The organism is Chryseobacterium sp. AC417 (assembly GCF_979258215.1).
On the sequence record NZ_OZ409845.1, the window covers coordinates 2217035 to 2240411 of the forward strand.

The window sequence follows — 23377 nt, forward strand, 5'->3', positions numbered from 1 at the left end:
CAAATTAAATCATGAAATTTTATTAATAAATGTTAATATCATTAAAATTTTTATATTTTCGTAAATCTTTAATTAAATTAAAAACTATGTCTAAAATTTGGGCTAAAAAGCCAATGAGTGCTTACGAAGCCGATATACAGAAGAGCGAGCTCAAACGTGTTTTGGGAAAATGGAGCCTTACTGCCATCGGAATCGGAGCTATTATCGGAGGAGGAATTTTTGTTTTAACGGGTACCGGTGCGTATTATAACGCAGGACCTGCTTTGGCACTATCTTTTGTAATTGCTGGTATTGCCTGTGTATTTGCAGCGTTATGCTATGCAGAGTTTGCCTCAATATTACCTGTAGAAGGTTCTGCTTATGCGTATGCTTATGGTACGGTAGGAGAGATTTTCGCATGGATCATCGGTTGGGGTTTGATTTTAGAGTACGCAATGGGATCTATGACGGTCGCCGTTTCCTGGTCGGGATATTTTGCAAAACTCCTCAAGATGTTTGGTCTGCACTTACCGTATTGGATGACTACAGATCCGGGAACTGCTCATAAAGCCTTCGGAGAAGCTACAAAACAACTCGCAGAAGGAAAACTTCCTGCAGATAAATTATTGGGTTTTCAAGAAACGATCACTAACTTCAATGCTGCTCCGGAATTATTTGATTTCAAACTTTTCCTTAACCTTCCTGCATTAGTAATCGTTTTATTTGTTATCTGGATTTTGCTAAGAGGAACAAAAGGTGCTGCTAAAGCAAATAACTTTATTGTAATTTTAAAGGTTTCTGCCATTATTTTTGTAATTATTGCCGGACTATTCTTTATCGATACAGCAAACTGGACTCCTTTTATCCCTGATGCTACAACGATTACAGAAAACGGAGTTTCCCACAAGGCTTATGGTTATGGTGGTATTGTTGCCGGTGCATCAGCTATTTTCTTTGCTTATGTAGGTTTTGATGCAGTATCTACGCAAGCCGGTGAGGCGATCAATCCTAAAAAAGATGTGCCTTTTGCCATTATCACTTCTTTGGTTATCTGTACAATTTTATATATTTTGGTATCGCTTGTTCTTACAGGTATGATGCATTATACTGATTTTAATCCTTTAGGAAAATATCCTGATGCTATTAAAGCTCCTGTTGCTTACGCATTTGATATCGCAGGTCAGGCTTGGGCAGGTTATATCATTACGATTGCTGCTACGGTAGGTTTGATTTCTGTTTTGATGGTAATGATCATGGGACAGTCCAGAATTTTCCTGGGAATGTCTAAAGATGGTCTTATTCCTGCTACATTTTCAAAAGTAAATGTTGCAACGGGTGTTCCTAGAAAAAATCTGATGATCCTTGGTACAGTGATTGCAATCGTTGCATCGCTTACTCCAATCAATGAATTGGCTCACATGACAAGTTTCGGAACTTTATTCGCTTTCACCATGGTTTGTGTGGCGGTTTGGGTTTTAAGAGTGAAAGAACCCAACTTGGTAAGAAGCTTCAGAGTTCCTGCATTGCCATTAATTGCTTGTTTAGGAATTACAATCAACATCTATCTTATTTTTAATTTAAGCAAAGAAGCACAAATGTACTCTTTCGGATGGTTAGTTATTGGGTTTATCATCTACTTCCTTTACAGTAAGAGAAATTCTAAACTGCAAAATGGTGGTTACGGAGAAACTTTCAAGGCTGAACAACAACCTTTGGAAGACGTTGATATTAATATCGATAATAAAGAATAAATTTAAATTCCGCTTCATGCGGAATTTTTTTTTGATTAAATTTGATACTATGAAAAAAACATTTCCATTGTTACTTCTATTCTTGGGAACTCTTCTCTTTGCCCAAAATGTAAGTTTTGAAACTTTGCTGAACGATAAAATAAGCATCAGAGCGATTGAAATCTGGGATGGAAAGTCTGGTACAGCGGAACAGATTCTAAATTCGGATATGTAGATTTTAAAAATCCTCAAAATCAGAAGCAAATAAAGCTTTCCGAAAAGAATTTGCAGTTCAGAACTTTGGCGCAGGATCAAAATTCATTTTTCGCAATCAATATTGAAAGTCCCGCGCAGTTTTTCAAAATTGATAAAAAGAGCCTTAAACATAACATAGTTTATAAGGATACAGCAAAAACTGCTTTTTATGATGCTCTGTATTTTAATAAAAATAAATGGTATGCTTTTTCAGATCCTTCAGCAGATTTGAAACTAAAACTACTGCAATTCAGTTTGAACAAAGGAAAATTCGAAACTAAAAACTTTTCACATTTAAAATTGAATGTAGGTGAGGCAGCTTTTGCAGCAAGTAATACCAATATTTCAGGAGGACAAAATTATCTTTGGATCGCAACCGGAGGAAATTCTTCAAGGGTTTTAAGACTAAATCTAAAGAATGACAAATTAGAAGCTTTTAATACTCCTTTCGTCCAGGGAATATCATCACAAGGAATTTATTCAATTGATTTCTCAGATGATCAATTCGGCATTGCAGTTGGCGGAGATTATACAAAACAGGATGACAACATCAACAATATTGCAACAACTAATGATGGCGGAGAAACCTGGCAAATTCAGGCATCAGGAAAAAATGCAGGATATACAACCTGTGTTAAAATAAAAATGGGATCAAAAGGAAAAGAAATGATCGCAGTTGGAGATCAGCACATCAGTTATTCCTCAGATTTCGGGAAAACATGGCGGAAAATCTCTAATGAAAAAGGTCTTTATGTCTGTGAATGGATAGACAAAAATACAGTAGTTTTCGCAGGAAAAGACCGGATTATAAAAATGAATTTCAAACCGTCGTATTTAGATTCATTATAAAAATAATACCTAACATAATTCATAAGGAAAAAGTCAACTGTAATGGTTAATTTTGCAGTTCAAAATCCTTCAAGGATTTAATCTTATTTAAATTTTCTGAATGAACTCTTTAATTGATAAATACAATATTCCGGGACCTCGTTATACATCTTATCCTACCGTTCCATATTGGGACGAAAGCACTTTTTCGCCTGAAAAATGGAAGGAGACAGTCGTAAGGTCTTTCAAAGAAACCAATTCGAAAGAAGGAATATCAATCTATATTCATTTGCCTTTTTGTGAGGCATTATGTACATTTTGTGCTTGTCACAAACGAATCACGAAACAGCACAGCGTAGAAATACCTTATCTGGAAAGTGTGTTGAAAGAATGGAATCTTTATCTTCAGCTTTTTAATGAAAAGCCGAAATTAAAAGAACTTCATCTGGGAGGCGGAACACCCACTTTTTTCTCTCCGCAAAATTTAAAAACTTTACTGGAAGGTATTTTCTCTACTGTTGAAATTGCCGAACATCCTGAATTTTCTTTTGAAGGACATCCCAATAATACGACCCGGGAACATTTACAGACTTTGTATGATCTAGGATTCAGGAGAGCAAGTTTTGGAGTTCAGGATTATGACCCCAAAGTGCAGAAAGCCATCAACAGGATTCAGCCCTTCGAAAAAGTAAAAGAAGTTACCGAAATTGCAAGGGAAATAGGGTATACAGGTATCAGTCATGACTTGGTCTTTGGTCTTCCGCATCAAAGCTGGGAAGCGATGGAACATACCATCAGAAAAACGATGGAACTGAAACCAGATCGTCTGGCATTCTATTCATACGCTCATGTACCGTGGATAAAAGGTGTTGGGCAAAGAGGTTTTGATGAAAATGATCTGCCGAGTGGTGAAGAAAAACGCCGCCTGTACGAAGATGGGAAAACACTTTTAGAAAAATTGGGCTATATCGAAGTCGGGATGGATCACTTTTCTCTGGAGCATGATGACCTTTACCAATCTTTAATTCAGAAAAAACTTCACCGGAATTTTATGGGATATACCTCAAGCAATACCCAATTGATGGTAGGTTTGGGTATGTCTGCGATTTCAGATTCCTGGTATGCTTTTGCCCAGAATGTAAAAACCGTGGAAGAATATCAGCTAACTGTGGAAGAGGGCGTTATTCCTGTGGTGAAAGGTCATATTCTGAATGAGGAAGATCTGATTGTAAGAAGACATATTCTGAATTTAATGTGTCAGCTTGAAACTACTTTTGATATCAATAATTCCTTTCCTGAACTTGAAAATGCTTTCGAAATGCTGAAAGAAATGGAAAAAGATGAGTTAGTTGAAATCAATGGCAATGAGATAAAGATTACCGAAAAGGGCAGGGCTTTTACCAGAAATGTAGCAATGGTTTTTGATCTCAGAATGATGAGGAATAAACCGGAGACCAGAATTTTTTCTATGACAATATAGCTTATGAATCGCAGGCTTCTTCTCATTCTCATCTATTTGTATGCACTTATTTTCAGTGTTTTAAAAACAATTAGACTTCCGAATGAATGGTCAGAAGCACACTGGATGCTCGATTACCGTTTCGGGTTTATCAAAAGAGGTCTTGCAGGAGAAATATTCGGATTCTTTTTTGATAAAAATGAATTCAGTATTCTGGTTTTATCGGCTGTTATCTTACTTTGTCTTTATTCTGTGATGTTCGTTATTGCTATAAAAAATACTGATTTTTTTAAAGCCGGACTCACAATAGATTTCATGTTTTATGTGCTTTTTTTTCTATCACAGTATGTGGTTTTTTCTGCACATCTTATTGGTTATTTAGACCATCTTATTTTTTTGATGACTTTTTTGATCATTTATTGTATCAGAAAGAGATTTTTTTTTCTGTCATCAATTATCATTACGATTGCTTTATTCATACATGAAATCGCTTTTTTCATCACGATTCCTATTTGTTTTTTTACTTTAGTGGTTGTAGAATTTGAGAACAAAAAAAGATTGATAAAGAAGATGGTGATTTTACTGTTATTGCCTTTAATTTCAACACTTTCTATTGTTTTTTATCAGGAAGAAAATGATGTCGCATCTTTTCATACAATTTTCACTTATTTAAAGAATATTAAATTCATCAGTACAGAAGTTGCCCAGTCTGTTTCGTATGCATATACCAATGAATTTACGTATTACCTTAAAGAAGAAAGTCCTCATTTTTTTCAAAGAATTTTTATTTCGAAATGTTCTGTTTTATACGGAATTCCTATTCTTTTTATGATGTTTTTGACATATGAAAAGTTTCGCAAGGTTAAATTATTCATATTGGTTTCGTTGGGAATTTGTACTTTAATTCCGTTGCTTCTGCATTCAATTGCGTGGGATACCTATAGAATCTGGGCATTTCCTTTTATGATTCTGTTTCTTGGATTTTGGGTTTTGAGTTCAGAATATCAGAAGGAAATTTCTAAAGAAAGATTATTTAATGTTTACATGATACTTTTTATATTGTCTTTCATTTTAATCACTATTTTCCCAAATCCGTTGTTTGATCATGAGACTGAAAGATTTTCACTGATTAAACGAATAGGTATTCTCATTCCATTTGTCATTTTGGTTTTGTTATATACAAAAAGCCCCAAGAAGAATTTGAGGCTCGATAACTGAATATTTACAGAAATTTATTTGATGATTAACTTTTGAGTATATTCTTTAAAATCTCCTGATTTAATGTTAATATAATAAACTCCGGGAGTGATTCCGGTAACGTCAAAACTGTTTTCACTATCTAGTTGTATACTGTCTATCACTTTTTTACCTTCTGTGCTGATCAATTCTACTTTGGCATTTAGCATTTTTAATCCTTCTACAAAAACTTTTTCGTGTGCCGGGTTCGGATGAATTTTTATTTCATTAAAACTACTTTCCTGCGTACCTAGCGTAGAAGAGGTAATTTTAAATATTTTTCCGTTATTGACGGCAGCAATGTATAATTCTTTTGAACTGTCTTCGCCGAAGGTCGAAAAACTGTTATCCACAAAAGCAAGAGACCATGTGATCATATTGCTTGCATCTAAAGTACCAATCTGCTTAGAGCAAAAATCGGCAAAGAAATATTTTCCCTGAAGGCTCGGGTAAGCTGTTCCTCTGTATACGTAACCTCCTGTTATGGAGCATTTTCCTCCTGAATGATCATAGACCGCAGCTGGGAATGTCATTGATGATGAAGGTGCGCAACCGGCTGTATTGTACGTGCTGTTTCCCTCGTAGCAGCGCCATCCGTAATTTAAACCTGCTGTCGCAATTGGCATTTTATTGATTTCTTCAATGGCTCCCTGACCTACATCGGCGATCATAGCATTTCCTGTAGTTTGATCAAAAGAAAATTTCCATGCGTTTCTCAGACCGTAAGACCAAATTTCATCTGCTCCGTCAACTCCTATAAAAGGATTTCCTACCGGAATATTGTATGGTCCTGTAGAGTTTATATCAATCCGAAGCATTTTCCCAAGCAGCGAGTTTTTATTCTGTCCGTTATTGTTGGGGTCTCCGCCGCTGCCACCGTCTCCGGTTACAACCCATAAATTTCCGTCTGGTGCAAAATGCATACTTCCTCCGTTATGATTATCAAAAGGTTTGGGAATATTAAGAATGATCTTTTCTGTAGTATCATTTGCGACATTCGGGTTTGTAGAATTTACCGTGTATCTTGCAACCACAATATTACCTGCTGTATTATTGTAATACACAAAAAAATATCCATTTGTAGCATATTGAGGATGAAAAGCCAGTCCCAAAAGACCTCTTTCACCTCCGAAAGTTACTTTTGAACTTATATTCAGAAAATCAGCTGCATTCACAGTTCCGTTAGGTTGAATGATTTTAATGATACCGTTCTGTTGTACAACAAATAAACGGGCGTCATTAGCATGTGTGATCTCTACAGGATTTGAAAGTCCTGTGGCAAATTCTGTAAGCGTAATATTTTGTGAGCAGAAAGGTAATGCAGCGAGTAGTGCTGCAGACAGTAATAGTTTTTTCATAATATTTTGATATTTAGTGTATTATGTTCAATGAAAATTTCATACCAAATGAGATTTGAAAATTCATTATAAATTATTTAAAAAAATATTAAATCTATAAAGTTGGAAGAAAACAGATATGTCTGAAAATAAACGATTTCTGTTCTTAAAAATTCATAAAATATCAATAAAATCATTATATTTGCCGACTTAATTTAACGTAGTTATAACAAAATGCAAGGAAAAGGACTTATTACAATTGTTGCTATTGTACTAGGGTTAATTTGCTTAAATGAGCTATTACCAACATGGTACGCCAGCAAGATTGAAAGGCAGGCAACTGCTATTGCAGGAGACAATCCGGAAAAGTATCAGAAAGAAATCGCAAGACTTTCTAAGGATGATACACTTAATCTAGGTTTTACGGAACTTTATTACACAAAAGCGAAAGACAAAGAAATGAAACTGGGTCTTGACCTTAAAGGTGGGATCAACGTTCTTTTGGAGATCAACCAAGAGAGATTTGGTGAATGATTTAACCAATTATTCCACCAATCCTATCCTGATTGAAGCTTTAAATAAAACAGATGAAGCTCAGAAAAACTCTACAAGATCTTATATCGACAATTTTTTTGTACAGTTCGATGCTGTAAACAAAGCTAAAGGAGCGAATCTTAAACTTGCAGATCCTGAGATTTTCGGGAATACCAATCTTTCAGAGATTAAATTTAATACGACAGATGAGCAGGTACAAAGCATCATTAAGAAAAGAATTGATCTTTCTGTAGGTACTGCATTTGAAGTAATCAGAACAAGAATTGATAAGCTTGGAGCTATTCAGCCAAACGTACAGAGAGTTCCGGGTACTGCAAGAATTTCTGTGGAAATGCCTGGTATGAAAGACATCGACAAGGTGAAAAAAATGCTTCAGACTTCTGCAAAACTTCAGTTTTGGGAAATACAGCAAATTCCTGAAGTTCTTCCATATTTTGAGAAACTTCAGACGATCATCAATACTAAAAATGATTCATTAAATAACAATAAGACTGTAAGATTGGTTGAAAATCTTCAACTGAATTCTTTGAGATCAAATGGTGTAGGTAACGTAAAGCTTAGCGATACTGCAGGAATTATTAAATTATTAAATTCTGATATTGCAATTGCTGCAAGACCGTCAAATTTAAGATATACCCAATTTATGTGGGGTTATAAGCCTGAATCTACAAGTCCTGATGCTTTGGTTCTATATGCAATTAAAAGTAACATCAGCCAAAAAGCTCCTGTAGATGGTGCTGTAGAAACTGCAAATATCAGTTACGATAATCTTGGGAAAGTTGTGGTAGATATGCAGATGGATTCTAAAGGAGCGAAAGACTGGAAGACTTTGACAGAGAAAAATGTCGGGAAACCGGTTGCAGTAACTTTAGATAACAGAGTATATACTGCACCTAATGTTGTAAACGCTATTCCAAATGGTAGAACTCAAATCTCTGGTAACTTCTCACAAGAGGAAGCTAAAGAATTGGTGGATGTTTTGGGAGCAGGTAAATTACCGGCTGGAGCAAAAGTGGTACAGGCTACACAAGTAGGTCCTTCATTAGGTCAGGAATCTATTGATGCAGGAGTTATCTCATTTGCAATTGCATTTTTAATTATCATTGTTTATATCATTTTCTATTACGGTGGTGCAGGTGTGTATGCTGTAATCGCAATGATTATCAACTTATTCTATATTTTCGGAATTATGGATTCCGGAGACTTTACATTAACGCTTCCGGGTATTGCAGGTATTGTACTGACGATGGCAATGGCGGTGGATACCAATGTTATTATCTACGAAAGAACAAAAGAAGAATTATTCGCAGGGAAAAGTATTCTTGAGGCATACAAAGATGGTTTCAAACATGCATTAAGTGCTATTATTGATGGTCACTTAACGACTTTATTGACTGCAGCGGTATTATTCTTCTTCGGAACAGGTCCTATCAAAGGATTTGCCATTACTTTAGGTATCGGTATCTTAATGACTTTGTTTACATCTGTATTGCTTTCAAGAGTAATGATTTTCAACAGACTAAACAAAGGGAAATCTTTATCGGTTTGGACAGCTCCAACTAAAAATTTATTCAGAAATACATGGATCGATTTCATCGGGAAAAGAAAATATGCATATATCATTTCAGGAATTTTAACAGTGATCTGTGTTGCTTCTATTGCTATTAATGGGTTCAAATACGGAATCGATTTTACAGGTGGTAGAAACTATGTGGTAAGATTTGATAAAGATGTAAAAGCAGAAGATATTGAGAAAAATTTAACGAAAGTATTCTCAACGACAGATGGTAAAAACTCTTCTGTAGAAGCAAAAACTTTTGGTAACGACAAGCAGTTAAAAATCTCTACAGATTATTTAATTGATGACGAATCTTTAAAAGCTGACCAAACTGTTGAACAAAAATTATATGAAGGTTTAAAATCAAATTTACCTTCTAATTTAACGATTCAGGATTTTAAATCAGCAGAAAAAGATCACGCAGGTATTGTATCATCTGAAAAAGTAGGACCTACAGTTGCAGACGATATCAAAACTCACGGTATTCTTGCTGTTGTAGCGGCTTTAGCAGGTATCTTTATCTATATTCTTGTAAGATTCAGAAAATGGCAGTTCTCTTTGGGAGCAGTGGCAGCGTTATTCCATGATGCAGTAATTATTTTGGGTGCGTATTCTTTACTTCACAGAATTATGCCTTTCAACATGGAAATCAATCAGGATTTTGTTGCTGCTATTTTGACGGTTTTAGGATATTCAATTAATGATACCGTAATTATCTTTGACAGAATCAGAGAATATTTAAGAGAGAAAAAAGCACTTACGTTATCAGGATTATTTGATGATTCTATCTCAAGTACTTTAGGCAGAACATTCAATACTTCATTCACTACAATCCTTGTAATTTTAGCAATTTTCATCTTCGGTGGTGATAATTTGAGAGGGTTTATGTTTGCAATGTTGATAGGTATTGCCTTCGGTACGTATTCATCCATATTTATTGCATCGGCAATCGCTTATGATTTTCTTAAATCAGGAAAAGAAGAAGATGTACATGGAAGATCATCTTCAAGCAAAGAAGTTCTTGCTTCAAAATAAATTTAAACTACACTAAATAAGAAAAGAGCCTTTCATCCGAAAGGCTCTTTTTTTTGCTTAAATTTTTGCTAAAGCTCCATTTAATTTACACAAAATGTTGACTATTAAATTTTAGACATTGATTTTTTGAATCCCAAATTTTCCCAATATTTCCTTACTTTTGCACCATTATGGAAAAATCGAAAAAGAAAGCCGCCATGAGCTTTATTTTCATCACTCTGTTAATCGATATTACAGGGTGGGGAATTATCATTCCGGTGGTTCCGGCATTGATTAAAGAGCTTATTCATGCTGATATCAGTGAAGCTGCAAAGTATGGTGGCTGGTTAGGTTTTGCCTATGCCTTTACCCAATTTATTTTTTCTCCCATTGTCGGAAATTTAAGTGATAAATTCGGACGTCGACCTATTATTTTAATCTCACTTTTCGGTTTTGCAGTTGACTATATTCTTTTAGCATTGTCACCAACAATTATCTGGCTTTTTGCAGGGAGAATCATTGCAGGAATTACCGGCGCAAGTGTAACAACAGCAAGTGCTTACATTGCAGATATTTCAACTGATGAAGACCGGGCTAAAAACTTCGGTTTAATTGGTGCTGCTTTCGGTCTTGGATTTATCATTGGTCCTGTGATTGGCGGAGTTTTAGGACATTATGGGGCAAGAGTTCCGTTTTATGCAGCGGCAGTTTTATGTTTATTAAATTTTCTTTACGGTTATTTCATTCTCCCGGAAAGTTTAGACAAAGATAAAAGAAGAGAATATAGCTGGAAACGTGCAAACCCTGTCGGTTCTTTCAAATTTTTAGGAAAACACCCTGAAATTTCAGGTCTGATTGTCGCTTTAATTTTAATTTATATTGCAGGTCATGCCGTTCAAAGCAACTGGAGTTTCTTTACAATGTATGAATTTGACTGGACAGAAAGAATGGTCGGGATTTCTCTCGGTGTTGTAGGGCTTTTAGTTGGTTTAGTTCAGGGATTGTTAATTCGGTGGACGACTCCGAAATTGGGCGAGCAAAAAAGTATTTATTATGGTTTAGCTTTATATGCATTAGGAATGTTGTTGTTTGCCTTTGCCACAGAAGGATGGATGATGTTTGTATTTTTAATACCGTATTGTTTGGGCGGAATCTGCGGACCAGCTTTACAATCTGTGATTACCAAAAGTGTTCCCGCAAACGAACAAGGTGAACTTCAGGGAGCTTTAACGAGCTTAATGAGTGCAACTGCTATTATTGGACCTCCGATGATGACCAACTTATTTTATTTTTTCACGCATGAGGAAGCACCTTTTAAATTTTCGGGTGCGCCGTTCTTTTTAGCGTTTATCTTAATGACCATAAGTGTAATTGCAACTTATTATGCTTTTCAGAAGAAGAAATCTTAAAATTGATAATTTAATAATTTCAAAATTATTTATTTAATGTATTGTTAAATTTTCATATTTTTGATTAAAATAACATAAATATGAAAATTAGCAGAATGGTACTTGCATTTCTTGTATCAACAATATTTCTAAACTGCAGCAGTGATGAAGTAACTCAGGAAGGAAATAATAATAATACGTCTCCTGTTCCTACCATTTACAGCAAAATTTATGGTGCAACAAGCATTACTTCAGACGGGACTTATGTCTATATAAAAACAACTGGCGCTCCTGATCATAAAAGCGTTTATTATGCTGTAAGTAATAGTTTGTATGAGAATTTCTCAGGAACAACTTTCGGTGGTTATACGTTTTCAAAAAATCCAAATTCTGTTTCTATCAAAAATTATACATTCAAAATTCCTATAAATCCTGTAATGGCTTCTACTCATGCTGTAACACCTTTAGGTCCGATAGGAGTTTCGTTAAATGGTGTGCCTTTCTTCAACCAATATGCGGGACCTAATCAGCCACTTACCGGAGAAATCGCATCTTTTGATCAATATTGGGGACATCCTGCACAAGGTGGAGACTATCATTATCATGTTGAGCCAAAATATCTTACAACTGTAAAAACTTCAAAATCAGCCTTGCTAGGTTTTTTATTGGATGGTTTTCCTGTCTACGGACCTGAAGAAAATGGCTCTGTGGTTGCCAATGGTTCTTTAGATGCATATCATGGTCATACAAGTGTAACAGCAGATTATCCGAACGGAATTTATCATTATCACATCACAAGTACAGATCCTTATATTAACGGAAACGGATTTTATGGCACTGCGGGTACTGTCAGCAATTAGTATTGTATCGTTTCTGTTATCTTGTAATTCACCTGAAAAAGAAAAAATAAGATATTACAATTTCACCGAGCTCCATTTAGAAAATAAAAATGGCTTGGCTGTAAATAATGGCCAGTTGTTCACAGGAATTGTGTATTCATTTTATCCCAATACAAAAGATACAGCCGAGGTAATGGGTTTTCATAAAGGAAAAGAAGATTCTGAGTGGAAAAGGTTTTTTCCGAATGGCAAACTGATGCAACGACGCTATTTTGATAACGGAACTAAAGTTAAAACTCTAAATGAGTGGTGGGAAGACGGTAAGCCAAAATTATCAGCATCTTTTCTCAAAGGTGAAAATCATGGTGAATTTAAGGAATGGAATAGAGATGGAAGACTTGTAAAACAAATGCATTATAATTTAGGATACGAAGAAGGGAGCCAAAAACAATTCTATGATAACGGAAAAATAAGATCAAATTATGTCATGAAAGATGGCAAAAGATATGGTTTACTTGGAACTAAAAATTGCGTAAATGTTAAAGACAGTATTTTTCAGAAGTAGTTTTATTTTTATTTTAATGTTGATTTCCTGCAGAGAGGAAAGCACTATTCCTTATTATAATACCCCGGATTTTGAACCTCATTTTTTATCAGATAAGGAGGCGTTAAAAGAAATTCCTCATATGATTGCTCCATTTTCGTTTACAGATCAAGATCAAAAAACGATTACTGATAAGACAGTAGATAAGAAAATACACGTTGCAAGTTTTATTTTTACATCATGCGGAAGTATTTGTCCGGTAATGATCAAAAATTTGAGCATTGTTGACAAAAAATATCAGAAAAATAAAGATATTGTTTTGCTTTCTTTCTCTGTAACTCCGTGGATTGATACACCTCAAAAGCTTAAAGATTTTAAGATGAAAAATAAAATCAGCAATCCGAACTGGCATTTTTTGAGTGGAAAAAAGAGTGAAATATACAAATTGGCAAGGCAATCTTATTTTGCAGAAGAAGATTTGGGATTTACGAGTGACAGCACAAAATTTCTTCATACAGAACACATTATTCTCGCAGACCGGAATAAAAAAATAAGAGGTATATACAACGGAACTTTACAGACTGATATAGAACAGCTTATGAAAGACATTGACGTTCTCAAGAAAGAATAATTATAAAGCTTAATATTTTCTTAAATCTTAAAATTTGAACATTAAGATTCATATTTCTTTTGTAATTTAGCCTCATGGAATTAAGCATTGGAGAAATGGCATTGATCGCCATTGCGATTGTAGTTTTATTCGGACCGGATAAGCTTCCTCAGATTGCCCGTGATCTGGGATCCGGAGTACGAAAAATGCGTGGCGCAGTAGAAGATATCAAAACCGAAATTCTGAAGGAAACAGATAATCCTGTTTCTGAGATCAAACGTGAGATAGAAAAAGTAAAAGATGCTGCCAAAGATTTTGATCCTGTGAAAAATATTCAGAATGATATTGTTGGTGAACCGTTGGTTGATAATACGCTAAAATTAAAACCTTCAGATGACGAAACTTACGAAGGGCCTGTAAGCAGATCATAATGGAAGAAATCATTCTTGAAGATAAAAAGGCTTTTCTGTACCTCAACAATTTAGGAGATACCCCTTTTGACCAATTTTGGATGATGATCTCCGGAACATGGATCTGGGTGCCGCTTTACATCATTTTCTGCTATTTTCTCTATAAAAATTTTAAGCTTAAATCTTTTCTTTACATTCTCATTTTCATCGCAATCGGTGTTACGATTTCTGATCAGGTATCTGGAATTTTCAAATATGGAGTTGCCAGATTAAGACCTTGTCATGACCCAAGTTTACAATCACTGATGAGATCTGTAAAATGTGGCGGAAAATTTGGTTTTTATTCGGCTCATGCTTCAAATACTTTCTTCTTAGCAAGTTACCTCAGTTTTTTGTTAAAAGATAAACTTAAGTGGTTTCCTTATGTTATATTTGTATGGGCAGTGGTAGTATCATACAGCCGCATTTATTTAGGAGTTCATTTCCCGATAGATATTTTGGTGGGGGCGTTTGTTGGAATTTTATTGGGAGCGGTATTTTCTATGCTCGCAAAAAAAGTCATCAACAAACAAACTATATAAAATGAAAAAACATCTACTCATTCTTACTTTAGCGTTTACTGCGCTTAATTTTTTCAATGCTCAGGATAAAAAGATTGCAGAAGAGTGCATGCAAAAAGCAGATTACAAATGTGCTGAAGAGCAATATGCAAAATTAGCAATGTCTGAAAAGATTCAGAAATATCAATCTGAATATTACAATAATCTGGGTACGGCACAACGAAGATTAGGAAAAACTCCGGCGGCATTTAAATCATATGAATCTGCTTTAAAATCTAATCCGCTCTCTGCCTCGGTGTATGCAAATTTAGGGTCTCTGCATTATCAGAAAGGCAGCAAAACCAAAGCTTTGGAATACCTCAATAAAGGTTTGGTAGCAGATGATCAAAATGCAGAAATGTATCTGACCAGAGCAAAAGTTTATGAAAATTTGGGCAAAAAAGATTTAGCAGAAAAAGACCTCAATCAAATCTTAAGTTTTGCACCCGACAATATTTTTGCACGAACAGGTTTAGCCAATCTGAAGAAAAGAAACGGCAATCTCGAAGGTTCTTTGCAGGATTATAATAAACTGCTTTCAGAAAAACCGGAATCTCTATTGTATAACGGCAGAGCTGATGTTTATTTAAAACTGAAAAAATACAAAGAAGCATTGGCAGATGTTAATAAAGCGATCTCAATCGATCCCAAATTTTCTCAATCTTATGTCACTAAAGCATTGATTTTGTTTGAATCTGCAAAAGACAAAGAAGCGTGCGCAAGTTTGGATAAAGCGGTTGCTACAGGATACGAAAAAGCAGCCTTAACGGAGCAGTATGCTAAGTGTGGCAAAAAATAAATATCAGTTTCTTTTAAAATAACTTAAAATTCATTCATGTTAAACATTGTTCTGGTAGAACCGGAAATACCCAATAACACAGGCAATATCGGAAGATTATGTGTAGGTACAGAAAGTAAATTGCATCTTATTCATCCGTTCGGATTTGTCATTGACGATAAAAACCTGAAACGTTCCGGTTTAGATTATTGGGTACATCTGGATGTAACTGAGTATGAAAATGTGGAAGATTGGATGAAAGTTATTCCGCATCCGTCACGTGTTTTTCTGATGAGTTCTCATGCTGAAAAATCGTATTTGGAAACTGATTTCCAAGATGGTGACTGGCTGGTTTTCGGGAAAGAAAGTGTAGGATTGAGCAAAGATGTATTGAATTTATTTGAAAATCATTTAACCATTCCGATGTCGAAACTGATCCGGAGTTTTAATATTGCCAATTCTGTGGCTTTCGTGGTAGGAGAGGCAAAAAGACAAATCAGCCTAAAGGAGGTTTAGTTAAACGTTTTTTAATCATTATGATAGGGTTTTCCTTGCAAAATCTGGTCTGCACGATACAACTGCTCAACAATAAATAACCGGATCATCTGGTGTGTAAATGTCATTTTAGAAAGTGACATTTTTTCGTTGGCTCTTTCATAAATTTCGTCTGAAAAACCGTAAGCACCACCAATCAGAATATGAATTTTTTTTACAGAAGAATTCATCCAGTTATCAATTTTCTGAGCAAATTCTCTGCTGGTAAACTGCTTCCCTTTTTCGTCTAAAATGGCAACCCAGTCATTTTTATCAATATGATTTTGAAATAATTTAGCCTCTTCTTTTTTCAAAAGATCCGGTGAAAGATTTTTAGCATTTTTGATGTCGGGAATTTCGATAATTTCAAAATTCCAATGTTTTGGAAGCCGGGTAAGATAATAGCTGATCAGAGAATTGATTTCTTTATCGTCTGTTTTCCCTATACAAAGTAGATTGATGCGCATTGATAAGCTTTAAAAAGAAAGTTCAAAGATACTTATAATTAAAAAATCAGGAAATTATTTTAAAATATGTATTTTTACAAGATCACCAGATTTAAGATGAAATTTTACTTTTTCACAGTGTTGTTCTTAGGCTGTTCAGACATGGCTTTCTGTCAGGAAGTTATTGATTCTGAAGAGAGAAAATATCTGGATGAAGACCATCGAATTCTGTAAATAAATCCAAAATGTCTTTCTGATTTACCGCTATATTGTCACAATTTTAGATCCGGATGTTTATAATTTAGAATCCTTACTATCATTTTAAATGCACATTTATTTTTAATCACACTTTATATTTAAAGACGTGACTAAGGTCATAGTAGAGCAAATACATAAATAGTAATTTAGACTACACTATAATTACATAGAAATCTGATATGTATTTGTGCAGTAATTTCCACAAATACAACATCAAATAAAGTACTAATTATGATTATTAATGAAAAAGTACTTAAATCTTACGGAGCTAAATTATTAACTCTTAAGAAAAACGAACATCTGTTTTCGGTAGATGATATTTCAGCAAGCTATTTTCAGGTTAATAGCGGAAATCTAAAAATCACTAGCAATAAAAATGGAAAAAATGAATTTATACATAATTTTATAAATCCGGGAGATCCTGTAGGCGAAACATTTTTATTTTCAAATGACCCATATACTATTAATGCAATAGCATTAACCCACTGCATCATCTATGTACTAGACAGAAGTCAATTTAATGATCTTTTAAAGATGCACCCTGAAGTAGTAATTAAACTTTATCAAAACACGTGTGATTTTGTAAACTACAAAATGGTGTTGATGAATAAAATTGCATTCGGAGATCCGAGTGAAAAGATTATTGCGGTGATGGATTATCTTAAATGTTTACAGAAACTTCCTAAAACATCACGATATGAAGTGCCCTACACGAGACAGCAGTTAGCCTCACTGTCAGGTTTAAGAGTTGAAACCGTTATACGGGCAGTTAAAGTAATGGAATATGAAAATTTGGTAGAGATCATCAATGGAAAAATTTTTTATTAAAAGGAAATTGTTGATGATCATATTCCCGGAAAATAAAAGGATCAAAGATTAAAAAAAACTGAAAGCTGATCCTGAAACAGAAGATCTGACTGCAATATTGACAGGTACATCGAACACTGTTCCAGATGATGCCATCATTATAATGCAGACGATGGCATTAAAAACTATTCAGTATTGAAGATATATTGACGTTGTGAAAAGGAATAGTGAATGACAGTTTACATCTGCTGAATAACTGTCGTCACATCATCAACAATGCTAAAATAGAATTTTTCGGTTCTTAATACAAAGAATTTTTTCCTTTTCCATTTTTTTTATCGTTCTGATGGTGGTTTCAAGACACAGACCTGTTAAAGAAGCTAACTGTTGTCTGGTAATGGGCAATTCGTATGTAAAGGGTGCCTTACTGTTCTTCTGCTCTTGCTTCATCAACTGCATCACTTCTTTTAATCTTTCAGCTGCACTGTGGCAGGATATTTTCTGCATCAGAACAAATTTGCGGTGAAGACGTTCTGAAAGAGATCTGCAGACATCTAAATAGATATCAGGATTTAAATCTAAATAATTGAGCAGGGTAGTCTTGCAAACTTTAATAATAGTACAGGGAGTCAAAGCAATAGCGTTCATAGGATACGCCTTTTCCGTAAAAAGCATAGACTCTCCAAATGCATCTTGTGAGGTTAAAATGTTTTGAATGAATTCTTTGCCCTCACTGTTATAATTATTCAGTTTCACTTCACCGGTTACTACCTGGTAGTAAAACTGAGGGCTGCCGTTTTCGTGGAAAATATAATCGCCAGGATTATAATCTTGCTCTGTCGCTCCAATGGAGTGCAGGATTTCTTCTTTAATAGACATATTAAATATTTTATGGTGGTGTAATAAATATCTTACAAATATAGTACCGATGTGTGACTTATTTTTATGTTTTGAATCATAATACATTATGTTGTAAATATTTTACTAAGCAAAAGATATTTTTTAGAAAATGATCAGTTAAAATTCAACTATATCCTTAAAATTAAGTTATTGTCAATGATTAAAATTAAAAAATATTTCAAAATATTGAGAATTAAATAACCTTTCAGGCATCCCCGAGTTCAACTATTGAAAAAATAGTCAACAGATTTACTGTTGACTATTTTTATTTTTTAATTACCTTATTGTATTAAAACTGTAATTTAAAAGGTCCTTCAAAATAAGTATCATAAGAATCTAGCAGGTTGCCTTTTTCATCATATACCCCGATATTGATATTTTGTTTTGATAATTTTATTTCCTTCTCGGGAAAGCTGATGTTGATAGAGCCTTTTGTAATTTTATCACGTGGTACAGCGATTGTGCTTGCGGCACTGTAAGTAATCTCACCATTGGCAGGTTCCAAAACTTTAATAGTTACTTTTTTATTCTCATTGGTTTTATTGAGAAAAGTATAAGTATAAGTGTTGGTGATATTTCCATTTCTTACAAAAAAAGTACTTCCTGCGGGTTTAATGAATTTTACTTCCAAATCTCCACGGTTGTAAAACATAAAGCCTAAGAAAAGCTGTAATGCAACAAGGATTATTACAAAGCTCCTCATTCTGGTTGTGAATCTGGTTGGAGATTGCGTCTCAATTTCGTTTTCAGTTGCATAGCGGATCAAACCTCTTGGCAAACCAACTTTATCCATAACCTCATCACAAGCATCGATGCATGCAGTACAATTCACACATTCTAATTGCTGCCCATCGCGGATATCAATTCCGGTGGGACACACTACCACACATTGGTAACAGTCGATACAGTCACCTTTTCCGGCAGCTCGGCGATCTTCACCTTTTCTCCATTTTGCGCGGTTTTCACCTCTGTTGAAGTCATAGAATACATTAATAGTCTCTTTGTCGATCAAAACTCCCTGAAGACGTCCGTATGGACAAACCAATGTGCAGACCTGTTCTCTGAACCATGCAAATACAAAGTAAAATGCAGCAGTTAACAGAATCATGGCAATAAAATTGGTGGGATGCTCAAATGGACCTTCTGTTACAATTCTGATGACCTCCTTATATCCTACAACATACATAAACATAAAGTGGGTGAAAATTAATGAGAGTATGGCGTAAATTGTCCATTTTAAACCTCTTTTCCATATTTTTTCAGTGTTCCATTCTTGACGGTCAAGCTTCATCTGCCTGTTACGGTCGCCTTCTATAGCGTATTCTATTTTTCTGAAAACATTTTCAAGAAATATAGTCTGAGGACAGATCCAACCACAAAAAATTCTTCCGAATGCAATGGTAAATATAATAATACAGATCAATGATACGATTGCCCCTAATGTGAGGAGAAAAAAGTCTTGAGGATAAAAAGATTTTCCTGCAATAAAAAACTGCCGGTTGATAAGATCAAATTGTAAGAAAGGATTTCCGTTGACTGTAACAAATGGCATGGTAAAATAGAATGTCAGAAGGGTATAGGCCACGATATTTCTATAGTTGGTAAAACGTCCTTTGGGTTTTTTGGGGAAAACCCATTTTCTTTTTCCTGACTGCTCCATTGTACCAATTGAGTCCCGATAAGTCTCGGGTTCTACCACTTGTCCCTGTCCTCCGCGAAATTCTTTATCTTCTGTGTCAGATATATTCATATTTGTAAATATTAAAGTAAATTTGATGTTTAGTAAAAGATAGAATATTAAGGAAAACTAATAAAAAATTTTACTGTTTTCAAGTTTCAGTATGTTCTCTTTTTCCATTTTTTTAATGGTTCTGATCACCGTCTCAATCCTCAGACCTGTAATTGATGCCAATTGTTTTCGGGTAAGATAAATTTCAAATGAGTATTTTTCCTTGTTATTGCTGTAGCTTTTAAAATAATCAAGTACTCCCAACAACCGTACATCTGGTTTTAGTGAGAGGTTGTTTTGCATCATTACAAACTTGTGGAATAATCTTTCAGATAAAAACCTGTTGATGTCTAAAGAAATATCCATATTCTCTGATATGAGCTTAAAGAAATTCTCTTTTGAGATTTTTATAATTTCACATGGGGACAAGGTTTCTGCATTCACAGGATATTTTTCATCAATAAAAAGTAAAAGTTCACAAACGCTTTGTCCTGGGACCAAAATACTTTGTATGATTTCTTTTCCGTCTTCATCCCAATGATTTAATTTTATTCTTCCGTTGATAATCTGGTAATAGTATTTTGGCTGATCACCTTCATGAAAAATTGTCTGAAGGGTGTCGATATGTGTAGTTTCGGCATTATATTTAAATAATAATTCATTATTGATGAGCATAATTTTGTATATATTTTAGAATTGATTGATGTAGATTTAATTTTTTTTGTTTTATTAATGATGCAGATTAACCTGATATAATTTGAAAACATTTACTGACCATAACACTTTTTATTGAGTTTTAGTAAATTTAGAAGAAGACTTTGCCATTCATTATGATTTAAGTCATAGTAAAAATGTGTAGTCGTATTTTACTACGAAACCGGTGAAAAAAAAACCATCTCCGAAGAGATGGATAAACATAAGTGATGAAACAACATTAAACATATTTCTATGTGTTAACAAATTTAACTAAAGAAAAAACGGATACATATGGTTTGAATCATATGAGGTAGAATTCTCAGCAAAATTTTAAAAAAAGAGAGCAAAACGTGATGTTTTGCTCTCCTTCTCATATAAACTCAAATAAAAACTATAACTACAACTATAAACAATTCAAAATTATTCGTGTTTTCATAAATAAATTTAATCATCAATAATATTATTGTAAAAATAGTTATTTAAGATCAACAATTATATGAGTAGACTCATAGTATAGAATATTGTAGTCATACAACTTTATGTATATCTTCATCACATAAAAACCGAAGCCTTCTGACTGTATTCAGGGGCTTCGGTAGTAAATTATCTTGATGTAATTTTAATTATTGATTTTCTGTTTTTTTAAGATCAGACATGGCGGGTCCGTTCATCAACTTACCTTCGATACTAAACCGCGAACCGTGACACGGGCAATCCCATGTAACTTCAGAAGGATTCCAGACCACACTGCAACCCATATGAGGGCACACCGGACTCAGAAGATGAAGTTCGAATTTATGATCCCGATATGCTGCAAAAGTCTGCCCCTCATGTTTTATTATTTTACCTTCTCCTATAGAAATTGTATCAAGATCTTTCATTTTTTCTGCAGAAAATTTATCTTTTACAAAATGAGTCGATGCATTCAATATTTCCGATGCTACATTTTTTGCACTCGCAACCGGTTTTATTCTTCCCGGCGAAAGTAAATCAGAAAGCGGCGTGGTTTTGCCTTCCATTAAATCCGGAATTATTAGAGATGCCATAGATCCGAAAGTCATTCCGTTTCCATTATATCCGGTTGATATATAAATGTTTGTTTCTCCGGGCATTTGTCCAATATACGCTAATCCGTCTGCAGGAACATAGTATTGAGAAGACCATTTTGCAACAATTTCTTTATATTTAAAATGTTCATCAACATAGGCTATCAGATCTGTAAAATGTTTTTCCGTATCTTCTTCATTTCCGGTCATATGATCAAATCCTCCTGCAATGAGAAAATATTCGTCACCGGATTTATGATATCGCAGATAATGATAAGGGTCATACAAATCTGCCGTTTGAGCCATTTGTGTAACAGGATTATATAGTCTTGCGGTAAGAGCGTAACTTCTGTAAGGAGATAATAATACACTAAAACGATTATTGCCAGGCGGAATGTGAGTTGCCCAAACCAGATTATCACTGGTAAACTCATCATCCTGTTGGATGAAGACTTTTATCTTTCCATCTTTATTTTCAAAATCTGTGACCTGAGTTTCAGTTAATAACGTTCCGCCTTCTTTTTCAAATTCCTTCAGCAATTTGTTGATGTATCTTAAAGGGTGAAATTGTGCCTGTCCCTTTATCTCAATTGCATTTTCGAAAGGCAATGAAAAGGGAATGTTATACGCTTTAATAGTTTCAATACCCACTTCCTGATGGGCGTCAAAAATCTTTTTTAACTGGTCATTTTGATTCTCTTCTGCGCTGAATAAAAAGTTACTGCACTCAGAATATTCACAGGAGATATGATATTTGATAATATTAGACTTGATATACTTTACAGTCTCCTTTGCTGCGTCGGCAAGTGTTTTAGCTCCGTCATTACCAAAATTGGAAATGACCTCATCATAAGAAGAATCAAAAAAATTATTGATATGTGCCGTTGTTCCGCCTGTCGTTCCGAAACCTGCATTTGCTTTCTCAAGAATGAGACATTTTTTTCCTCTGTTTTGAAGCTCTTTCGCTAGAGTCACCCCTGTAATTCCGGCTCCGACAATGATTGTGTCAAAATGTTTGGAATCAGTTTCTTTTTTTACTTGATTTTTGTCAGCAGTTGTTGTAGACTGCCAAAAACTCGTTGTGTTTCCGTCCCTATTCATAATAATTATTTTTGTGATTAGTGGTTGCTATCGTACAATCATGCATCATTTGTTTTTTTTTAAGAAATGTGCCGTGTAATAATTTTACATGACCTATCGATCATGGTTATACTTATTTAATTTTGTCATAAATCAATTTTGTAACTAACGCACCAAAAATATAATACCCTACGGTCATCACTTTCTTTTTGTTATTTCCGGCAACAGGTTCTTCATTAAGACCCATTTTATTGGGCAACAATATAGCTCCTGCACCGGCCAGTAAACCGGAAGTCAGATTGTTTTTTGTTGCAGTGGTAGCATAATAAATCCCATTGCTTACAATATCACCCACCAATGTTGTAGCATATAAACTATTTTCTCCTGAGAAATTAATTGAAGTTTTATCAGTGAGCTTCAAAAGAGCTTCTTCTCCTAAAAGATTGATTTCAGGAACGTTGTCAAAATTTTTTCTGATGGTTTCGTGCAGAATATTCAGGGCAATCGCTCCACCCAAACCTGCTATTATTTTTTTATACATATTTTTATTTTTTGTGATTAATAATCTTAATGCTATTTTGTGGTATTGAACAAGGTTCTAAGAATTATACTTACAACATTTTAAATATATAACAGTTTTGGTTTTACAGGTATGATTTCAGTCATAACCCAATTTTTTATGCTAAGGTTTGCAAGACTTAATCATCTGTCTTGTTTCTATGTTTTTTATATCTTTGCTTTAATTAAAGTTTTTTTAATAAA

Annotated in this window: 22 protein-coding genes and 1 pseudogene; 16 read left to right on the forward strand and 7 right to left on the reverse strand. The window is 34.4% G+C overall.

The genetic code is table 11. The features are described from left to right. The first annotated feature begins 86 nt into the window (after window positions 1–86). From ACZZ9T_RS10590 to ACZZ9T_RS10610, 5 genes are all read left to right on the forward strand, one after another. Window positions 87–1730 carry an APC family permease gene (locus tag ACZZ9T_RS10590; RefSeq protein WP_463431933.1) on the forward strand — a complete coding sequence of 548 codons (1644 nt, stop codon included), beginning with the start codon at window positions 87–89 and terminating at the stop codon, window positions 1728–1730. Between the two features lie 49 nt (window positions 1731–1779). Beyond that, the gene (locus ACZZ9T_RS10595) at window positions 1780–1944 is read left to right on the forward strand and encodes a hypothetical protein (protein ID WP_463442059.1); all 165 of its coding nucleotides are present in this window, start codon (window positions 1780–1782) and stop codon (window positions 1942–1944) included. Between the two features lie 50 nt (window positions 1945–1994). Next, entirely contained in the window at window positions 1995–2813 is an 819-nt protein-coding gene (locus ACZZ9T_RS10600) for a WD40/YVTN/BNR-like repeat-containing protein (protein ID WP_463442060.1), read from the forward strand. Between the two features lie 100 nt (window positions 2814–2913). Then, entirely contained in the window at window positions 2914–4272 is a 1359-nt protein-coding gene (gene hemN / locus ACZZ9T_RS10605; RefSeq protein ID WP_463442061.1) for an oxygen-independent coproporphyrinogen III oxidase, read from the forward strand. A gap of 3 nt (window positions 4273–4275) precedes the next feature. Beyond that, entirely contained in the window at window positions 4276–5469 is a 1194-nt protein-coding gene (locus tag ACZZ9T_RS10610) for a hypothetical protein (protein ID WP_463442062.1), read from the forward strand. A gap of 14 nt (window positions 5470–5483) precedes the next feature. Here ACZZ9T_RS10610 and ACZZ9T_RS10615 read toward each other — a convergent pair whose 3' ends face one another. Next, entirely contained in the window at window positions 5484–6845 is a 1362-nt protein-coding gene (locus tag ACZZ9T_RS10615; protein WP_463442063.1) for a PQQ-dependent sugar dehydrogenase, read from the reverse strand. Between the two features lie 213 nt (window positions 6846–7058). On the opposite strand from ACZZ9T_RS10615, the pseudogene secD reads away from it, so the two are divergent. The 9 genes and pseudogenes from secD (at window position 7059) to ACZZ9T_RS10660 (ending at window position 15635) form a co-directional block, all read left to right on the forward strand. Continuing rightward, window positions 7059–9972: pseudogene (gene secD, locus ACZZ9T_RS10620) on the forward strand (protein translocase subunit SecD). A 170-nt stretch (window positions 9973–10142) separates the two neighbouring features. Further along, on the forward strand, window positions 10143–11360 hold the full coding sequence (locus ACZZ9T_RS10625; RefSeq protein ID WP_463431938.1) for a TCR/Tet family MFS transporter: 1218 nt from the start codon (window positions 10143–10145) through the stop codon (window positions 11358–11360). A gap of 80 nt (window positions 11361–11440) precedes the next feature. Beyond that, on the forward strand, window positions 11441–12199 hold the full coding sequence (locus ACZZ9T_RS10630; RefSeq protein ID WP_463442064.1) for a YHYH protein: 759 nt from the start codon (window positions 11441–11443) through the stop codon (window positions 12197–12199). Beyond that, window positions 12171–12743 (forward strand): toxin-antitoxin system YwqK family antitoxin, encoded by a 573-nt coding sequence (locus tag ACZZ9T_RS10635; protein WP_463442065.1) that lies wholly within the window; start codon window positions 12171–12173, stop codon window positions 12741–12743. Before ACZZ9T_RS10630 ends, ACZZ9T_RS10635 begins: the two co-directional genes overlap by 29 nt. Beyond that, on the forward strand, window positions 12715–13353 hold the full coding sequence (locus ACZZ9T_RS10640; protein ID WP_463442066.1) for an SCO family protein: 639 nt from the start codon (window positions 12715–12717) through the stop codon (window positions 13351–13353). Before ACZZ9T_RS10635 ends, ACZZ9T_RS10640 begins: the two co-directional genes overlap by 29 nt. A 74-nt stretch (window positions 13354–13427) precedes the next feature. After that, window positions 13428–13763 carry a Sec-independent protein translocase subunit TatA/TatB gene (locus ACZZ9T_RS10645; RefSeq protein WP_463442067.1) on the forward strand — a complete coding sequence of 112 codons (336 nt, stop codon included), beginning with the start codon at window positions 13428–13430 and terminating at the stop codon, window positions 13761–13763. Continuing rightward, complete coding sequence (locus ACZZ9T_RS10650) at window positions 13763–14323, forward strand: phosphatase PAP2 family protein (RefSeq protein WP_463442068.1); 561 nt, start codon at window positions 13763–13765, stop codon at window positions 14321–14323. Before ACZZ9T_RS10645 ends, ACZZ9T_RS10650 begins: the two co-directional genes overlap by 1 nt. Before the next feature lies 1 nt (window position 14324). After that, window positions 14325–15140 (forward strand): tetratricopeptide repeat protein, encoded by an 816-nt coding sequence (locus ACZZ9T_RS10655; protein ID WP_463442069.1) that lies wholly within the window; start codon window positions 14325–14327, stop codon window positions 15138–15140. Between the two features lie 36 nt (window positions 15141–15176). Next, window positions 15177–15635, forward strand: a complete 459-nt coding sequence (locus ACZZ9T_RS10660) for a tRNA (cytidine(34)-2'-O)-methyltransferase (RefSeq protein ID WP_463442070.1) — start codon at window positions 15177–15179, stop codon at window positions 15633–15635. Between the two features lie 11 nt (window positions 15636–15646). Here the strand turns inward: ACZZ9T_RS10660 and ACZZ9T_RS10665 are convergent, their stop codons facing one another. Then, on the reverse strand, window positions 15647–16120 hold the full coding sequence (locus tag ACZZ9T_RS10665; protein ID WP_463442071.1) for a 23S rRNA (pseudouridine(1915)-N(3))-methyltransferase RlmH: 474 nt from the start codon (window positions 16118–16120) through the stop codon (window positions 15647–15649). Between the two features lie 66 nt (window positions 16121–16186). On the opposite strand from ACZZ9T_RS10665, the gene ACZZ9T_RS10670 reads away from it, so the two are divergent. Beyond that, window positions 16187–16333: a hypothetical protein gene (locus ACZZ9T_RS10670; protein WP_463442072.1), complete on the forward strand. Its 147-nt coding sequence runs from the start codon at window positions 16187–16189 to the stop codon at window positions 16331–16333. A gap of 255 nt (window positions 16334–16588) precedes the next feature. After that, window positions 16589–17185 carry a Crp/Fnr family transcriptional regulator gene (locus tag ACZZ9T_RS10675; protein ID WP_463442073.1) on the forward strand — a complete coding sequence of 199 codons (597 nt, stop codon included), beginning with the start codon at window positions 16589–16591 and terminating at the stop codon, window positions 17183–17185. A gap of 258 nt (window positions 17186–17443) precedes the next feature. On the opposite strand, the gene ACZZ9T_RS10680 is transcribed toward ACZZ9T_RS10675, so the two are convergent. The 5 genes from ACZZ9T_RS10680 to ACZZ9T_RS10700 form a co-directional block, all read right to left on the reverse strand. Beyond that, window positions 17444–18043 carry a Crp/Fnr family transcriptional regulator gene (locus ACZZ9T_RS10680; RefSeq protein WP_463442074.1) on the reverse strand — a complete coding sequence of 200 codons (600 nt, stop codon included), beginning with the start codon at window positions 18041–18043 and terminating at the stop codon, window positions 17444–17446. A 310-nt stretch (window positions 18044–18353) separates the two neighbouring features. Continuing rightward, on the reverse strand, window positions 18354–19814 hold the full coding sequence (gene ccoG / locus ACZZ9T_RS10685) for a cytochrome c oxidase accessory protein CcoG (RefSeq protein WP_463442075.1): 1461 nt from the start codon (window positions 19812–19814) through the stop codon (window positions 18354–18356). 57 nt (window positions 19815–19871) lie between these two features. Continuing rightward, a complete protein-coding gene (locus ACZZ9T_RS10690; protein ID WP_463442076.1) occupies window positions 19872–20468 on the reverse strand; it encodes a Crp/Fnr family transcriptional regulator in 597 nt (198 codons plus the stop codon). A 644-nt stretch (window positions 20469–21112) separates the two neighbouring features. After that, window positions 21113–22636 carry an FAD-dependent oxidoreductase gene (locus ACZZ9T_RS10695; protein ID WP_463442077.1) on the reverse strand — a complete coding sequence of 508 codons (1524 nt, stop codon included), beginning with the start codon at window positions 22634–22636 and terminating at the stop codon, window positions 21113–21115. Between the two features lie 112 nt (window positions 22637–22748). Continuing rightward, window positions 22749–23156 (reverse strand): hypothetical protein, encoded by a 408-nt coding sequence (locus tag ACZZ9T_RS10700; protein WP_463431961.1) that lies wholly within the window; start codon window positions 23154–23156, stop codon window positions 22749–22751. Window positions 23157–23377: the final 221 nt, after the last annotated feature.

What these genes read in the sequence shown, in the direction of transcription:
- ACZZ9T_RS10590 (WP_463431933.1), top strand. Translation starts at nt 87, where the DNA reads ATGTCTAAAATTTGGGCTAAAAAGCCAATGAGTGCTTACGAAGCCGAT.
- ACZZ9T_RS10595 (WP_463442059.1), top strand. Translation starts at nt 1,780, where the DNA reads ATGAAAAAAACATTTCCATTGTTACTTCTATTCTTGGGAACTCTTCTC.
- hemN (WP_463442061.1), top strand. Translation starts at nt 2,914, where the DNA reads ATGAACTCTTTAATTGATAAATACAATATTCCGGGACCTCGTTATACA.
- ACZZ9T_RS10610 (WP_463442062.1), top strand. Translation starts at nt 4,276, where the DNA reads ATGAATCGCAGGCTTCTTCTCATTCTCATCTATTTGTATGCACTTATT.
- ACZZ9T_RS10615 (WP_463442063.1), bottom strand. Translation starts at nt 6,845, where the DNA reads ATGAAAAAACTATTACTGTCTGCAGCACTACTCGCTGCATTACCTTTC.
- ACZZ9T_RS10625 (WP_463431938.1), top strand. Translation starts at nt 10,143, where the DNA reads ATGGAAAAATCGAAAAAGAAAGCCGCCATGAGCTTTATTTTCATCACT.
- ACZZ9T_RS10630 (WP_463442064.1), top strand. Translation starts at nt 11,441, where the DNA reads ATGAAAATTAGCAGAATGGTACTTGCATTTCTTGTATCAACAATATTT.
- ACZZ9T_RS10635 (WP_463442065.1), top strand. Translation starts at nt 12,171, where the DNA reads ATGGCACTGCGGGTACTGTCAGCAATTAGTATTGTATCGTTTCTGTTA.
- ACZZ9T_RS10640 (WP_463442066.1), top strand. Translation starts at nt 12,715, where the DNA reads ATGTTAAAGACAGTATTTTTCAGAAGTAGTTTTATTTTTATTTTAATG.
- ACZZ9T_RS10645 (WP_463442067.1), top strand. Translation starts at nt 13,428, where the DNA reads ATGGAATTAAGCATTGGAGAAATGGCATTGATCGCCATTGCGATTGTA.
- ACZZ9T_RS10650 (WP_463442068.1), top strand. Translation starts at nt 13,763, where the DNA reads ATGGAAGAAATCATTCTTGAAGATAAAAAGGCTTTTCTGTACCTCAAC.
- ACZZ9T_RS10655 (WP_463442069.1), top strand. Translation starts at nt 14,325, where the DNA reads ATGAAAAAACATCTACTCATTCTTACTTTAGCGTTTACTGCGCTTAAT.
- ACZZ9T_RS10660 (WP_463442070.1), top strand. Translation starts at nt 15,177, where the DNA reads ATGTTAAACATTGTTCTGGTAGAACCGGAAATACCCAATAACACAGGC.
- ACZZ9T_RS10665 (WP_463442071.1), bottom strand. Translation starts at nt 16,120, where the DNA reads ATGCGCATCAATCTACTTTGTATAGGGAAAACAGACGATAAAGAAATC.
- ACZZ9T_RS10670 (WP_463442072.1), top strand. Translation starts at nt 16,187, where the DNA reads ATGTATTTTTACAAGATCACCAGATTTAAGATGAAATTTTACTTTTTC.
- ACZZ9T_RS10675 (WP_463442073.1), top strand. Translation starts at nt 16,589, where the DNA reads ATGATTATTAATGAAAAAGTACTTAAATCTTACGGAGCTAAATTATTA.
- ACZZ9T_RS10680 (WP_463442074.1), bottom strand. Translation starts at nt 18,043, where the DNA reads ATGTCTATTAAAGAAGAAATCCTGCACTCCATTGGAGCGACAGAGCAA.
- ccoG (WP_463442075.1), bottom strand. Translation starts at nt 19,814, where the DNA reads ATGAATATATCTGACACAGAAGATAAAGAATTTCGCGGAGGACAGGGA.
- ACZZ9T_RS10690 (WP_463442076.1), bottom strand. Translation starts at nt 20,468, where the DNA reads ATGCTCATCAATAATGAATTATTATTTAAATATAATGCCGAAACTACA.
- ACZZ9T_RS10695 (WP_463442077.1), bottom strand. Translation starts at nt 22,636, where the DNA reads ATGAATAGGGACGGAAACACAACGAGTTTTTGGCAGTCTACAACAACT.
- ACZZ9T_RS10700 (WP_463431961.1), bottom strand. Translation starts at nt 23,156, where the DNA reads ATGTATAAAAAAATAATAGCAGGTTTGGGTGGAGCGATTGCCCTGAAT.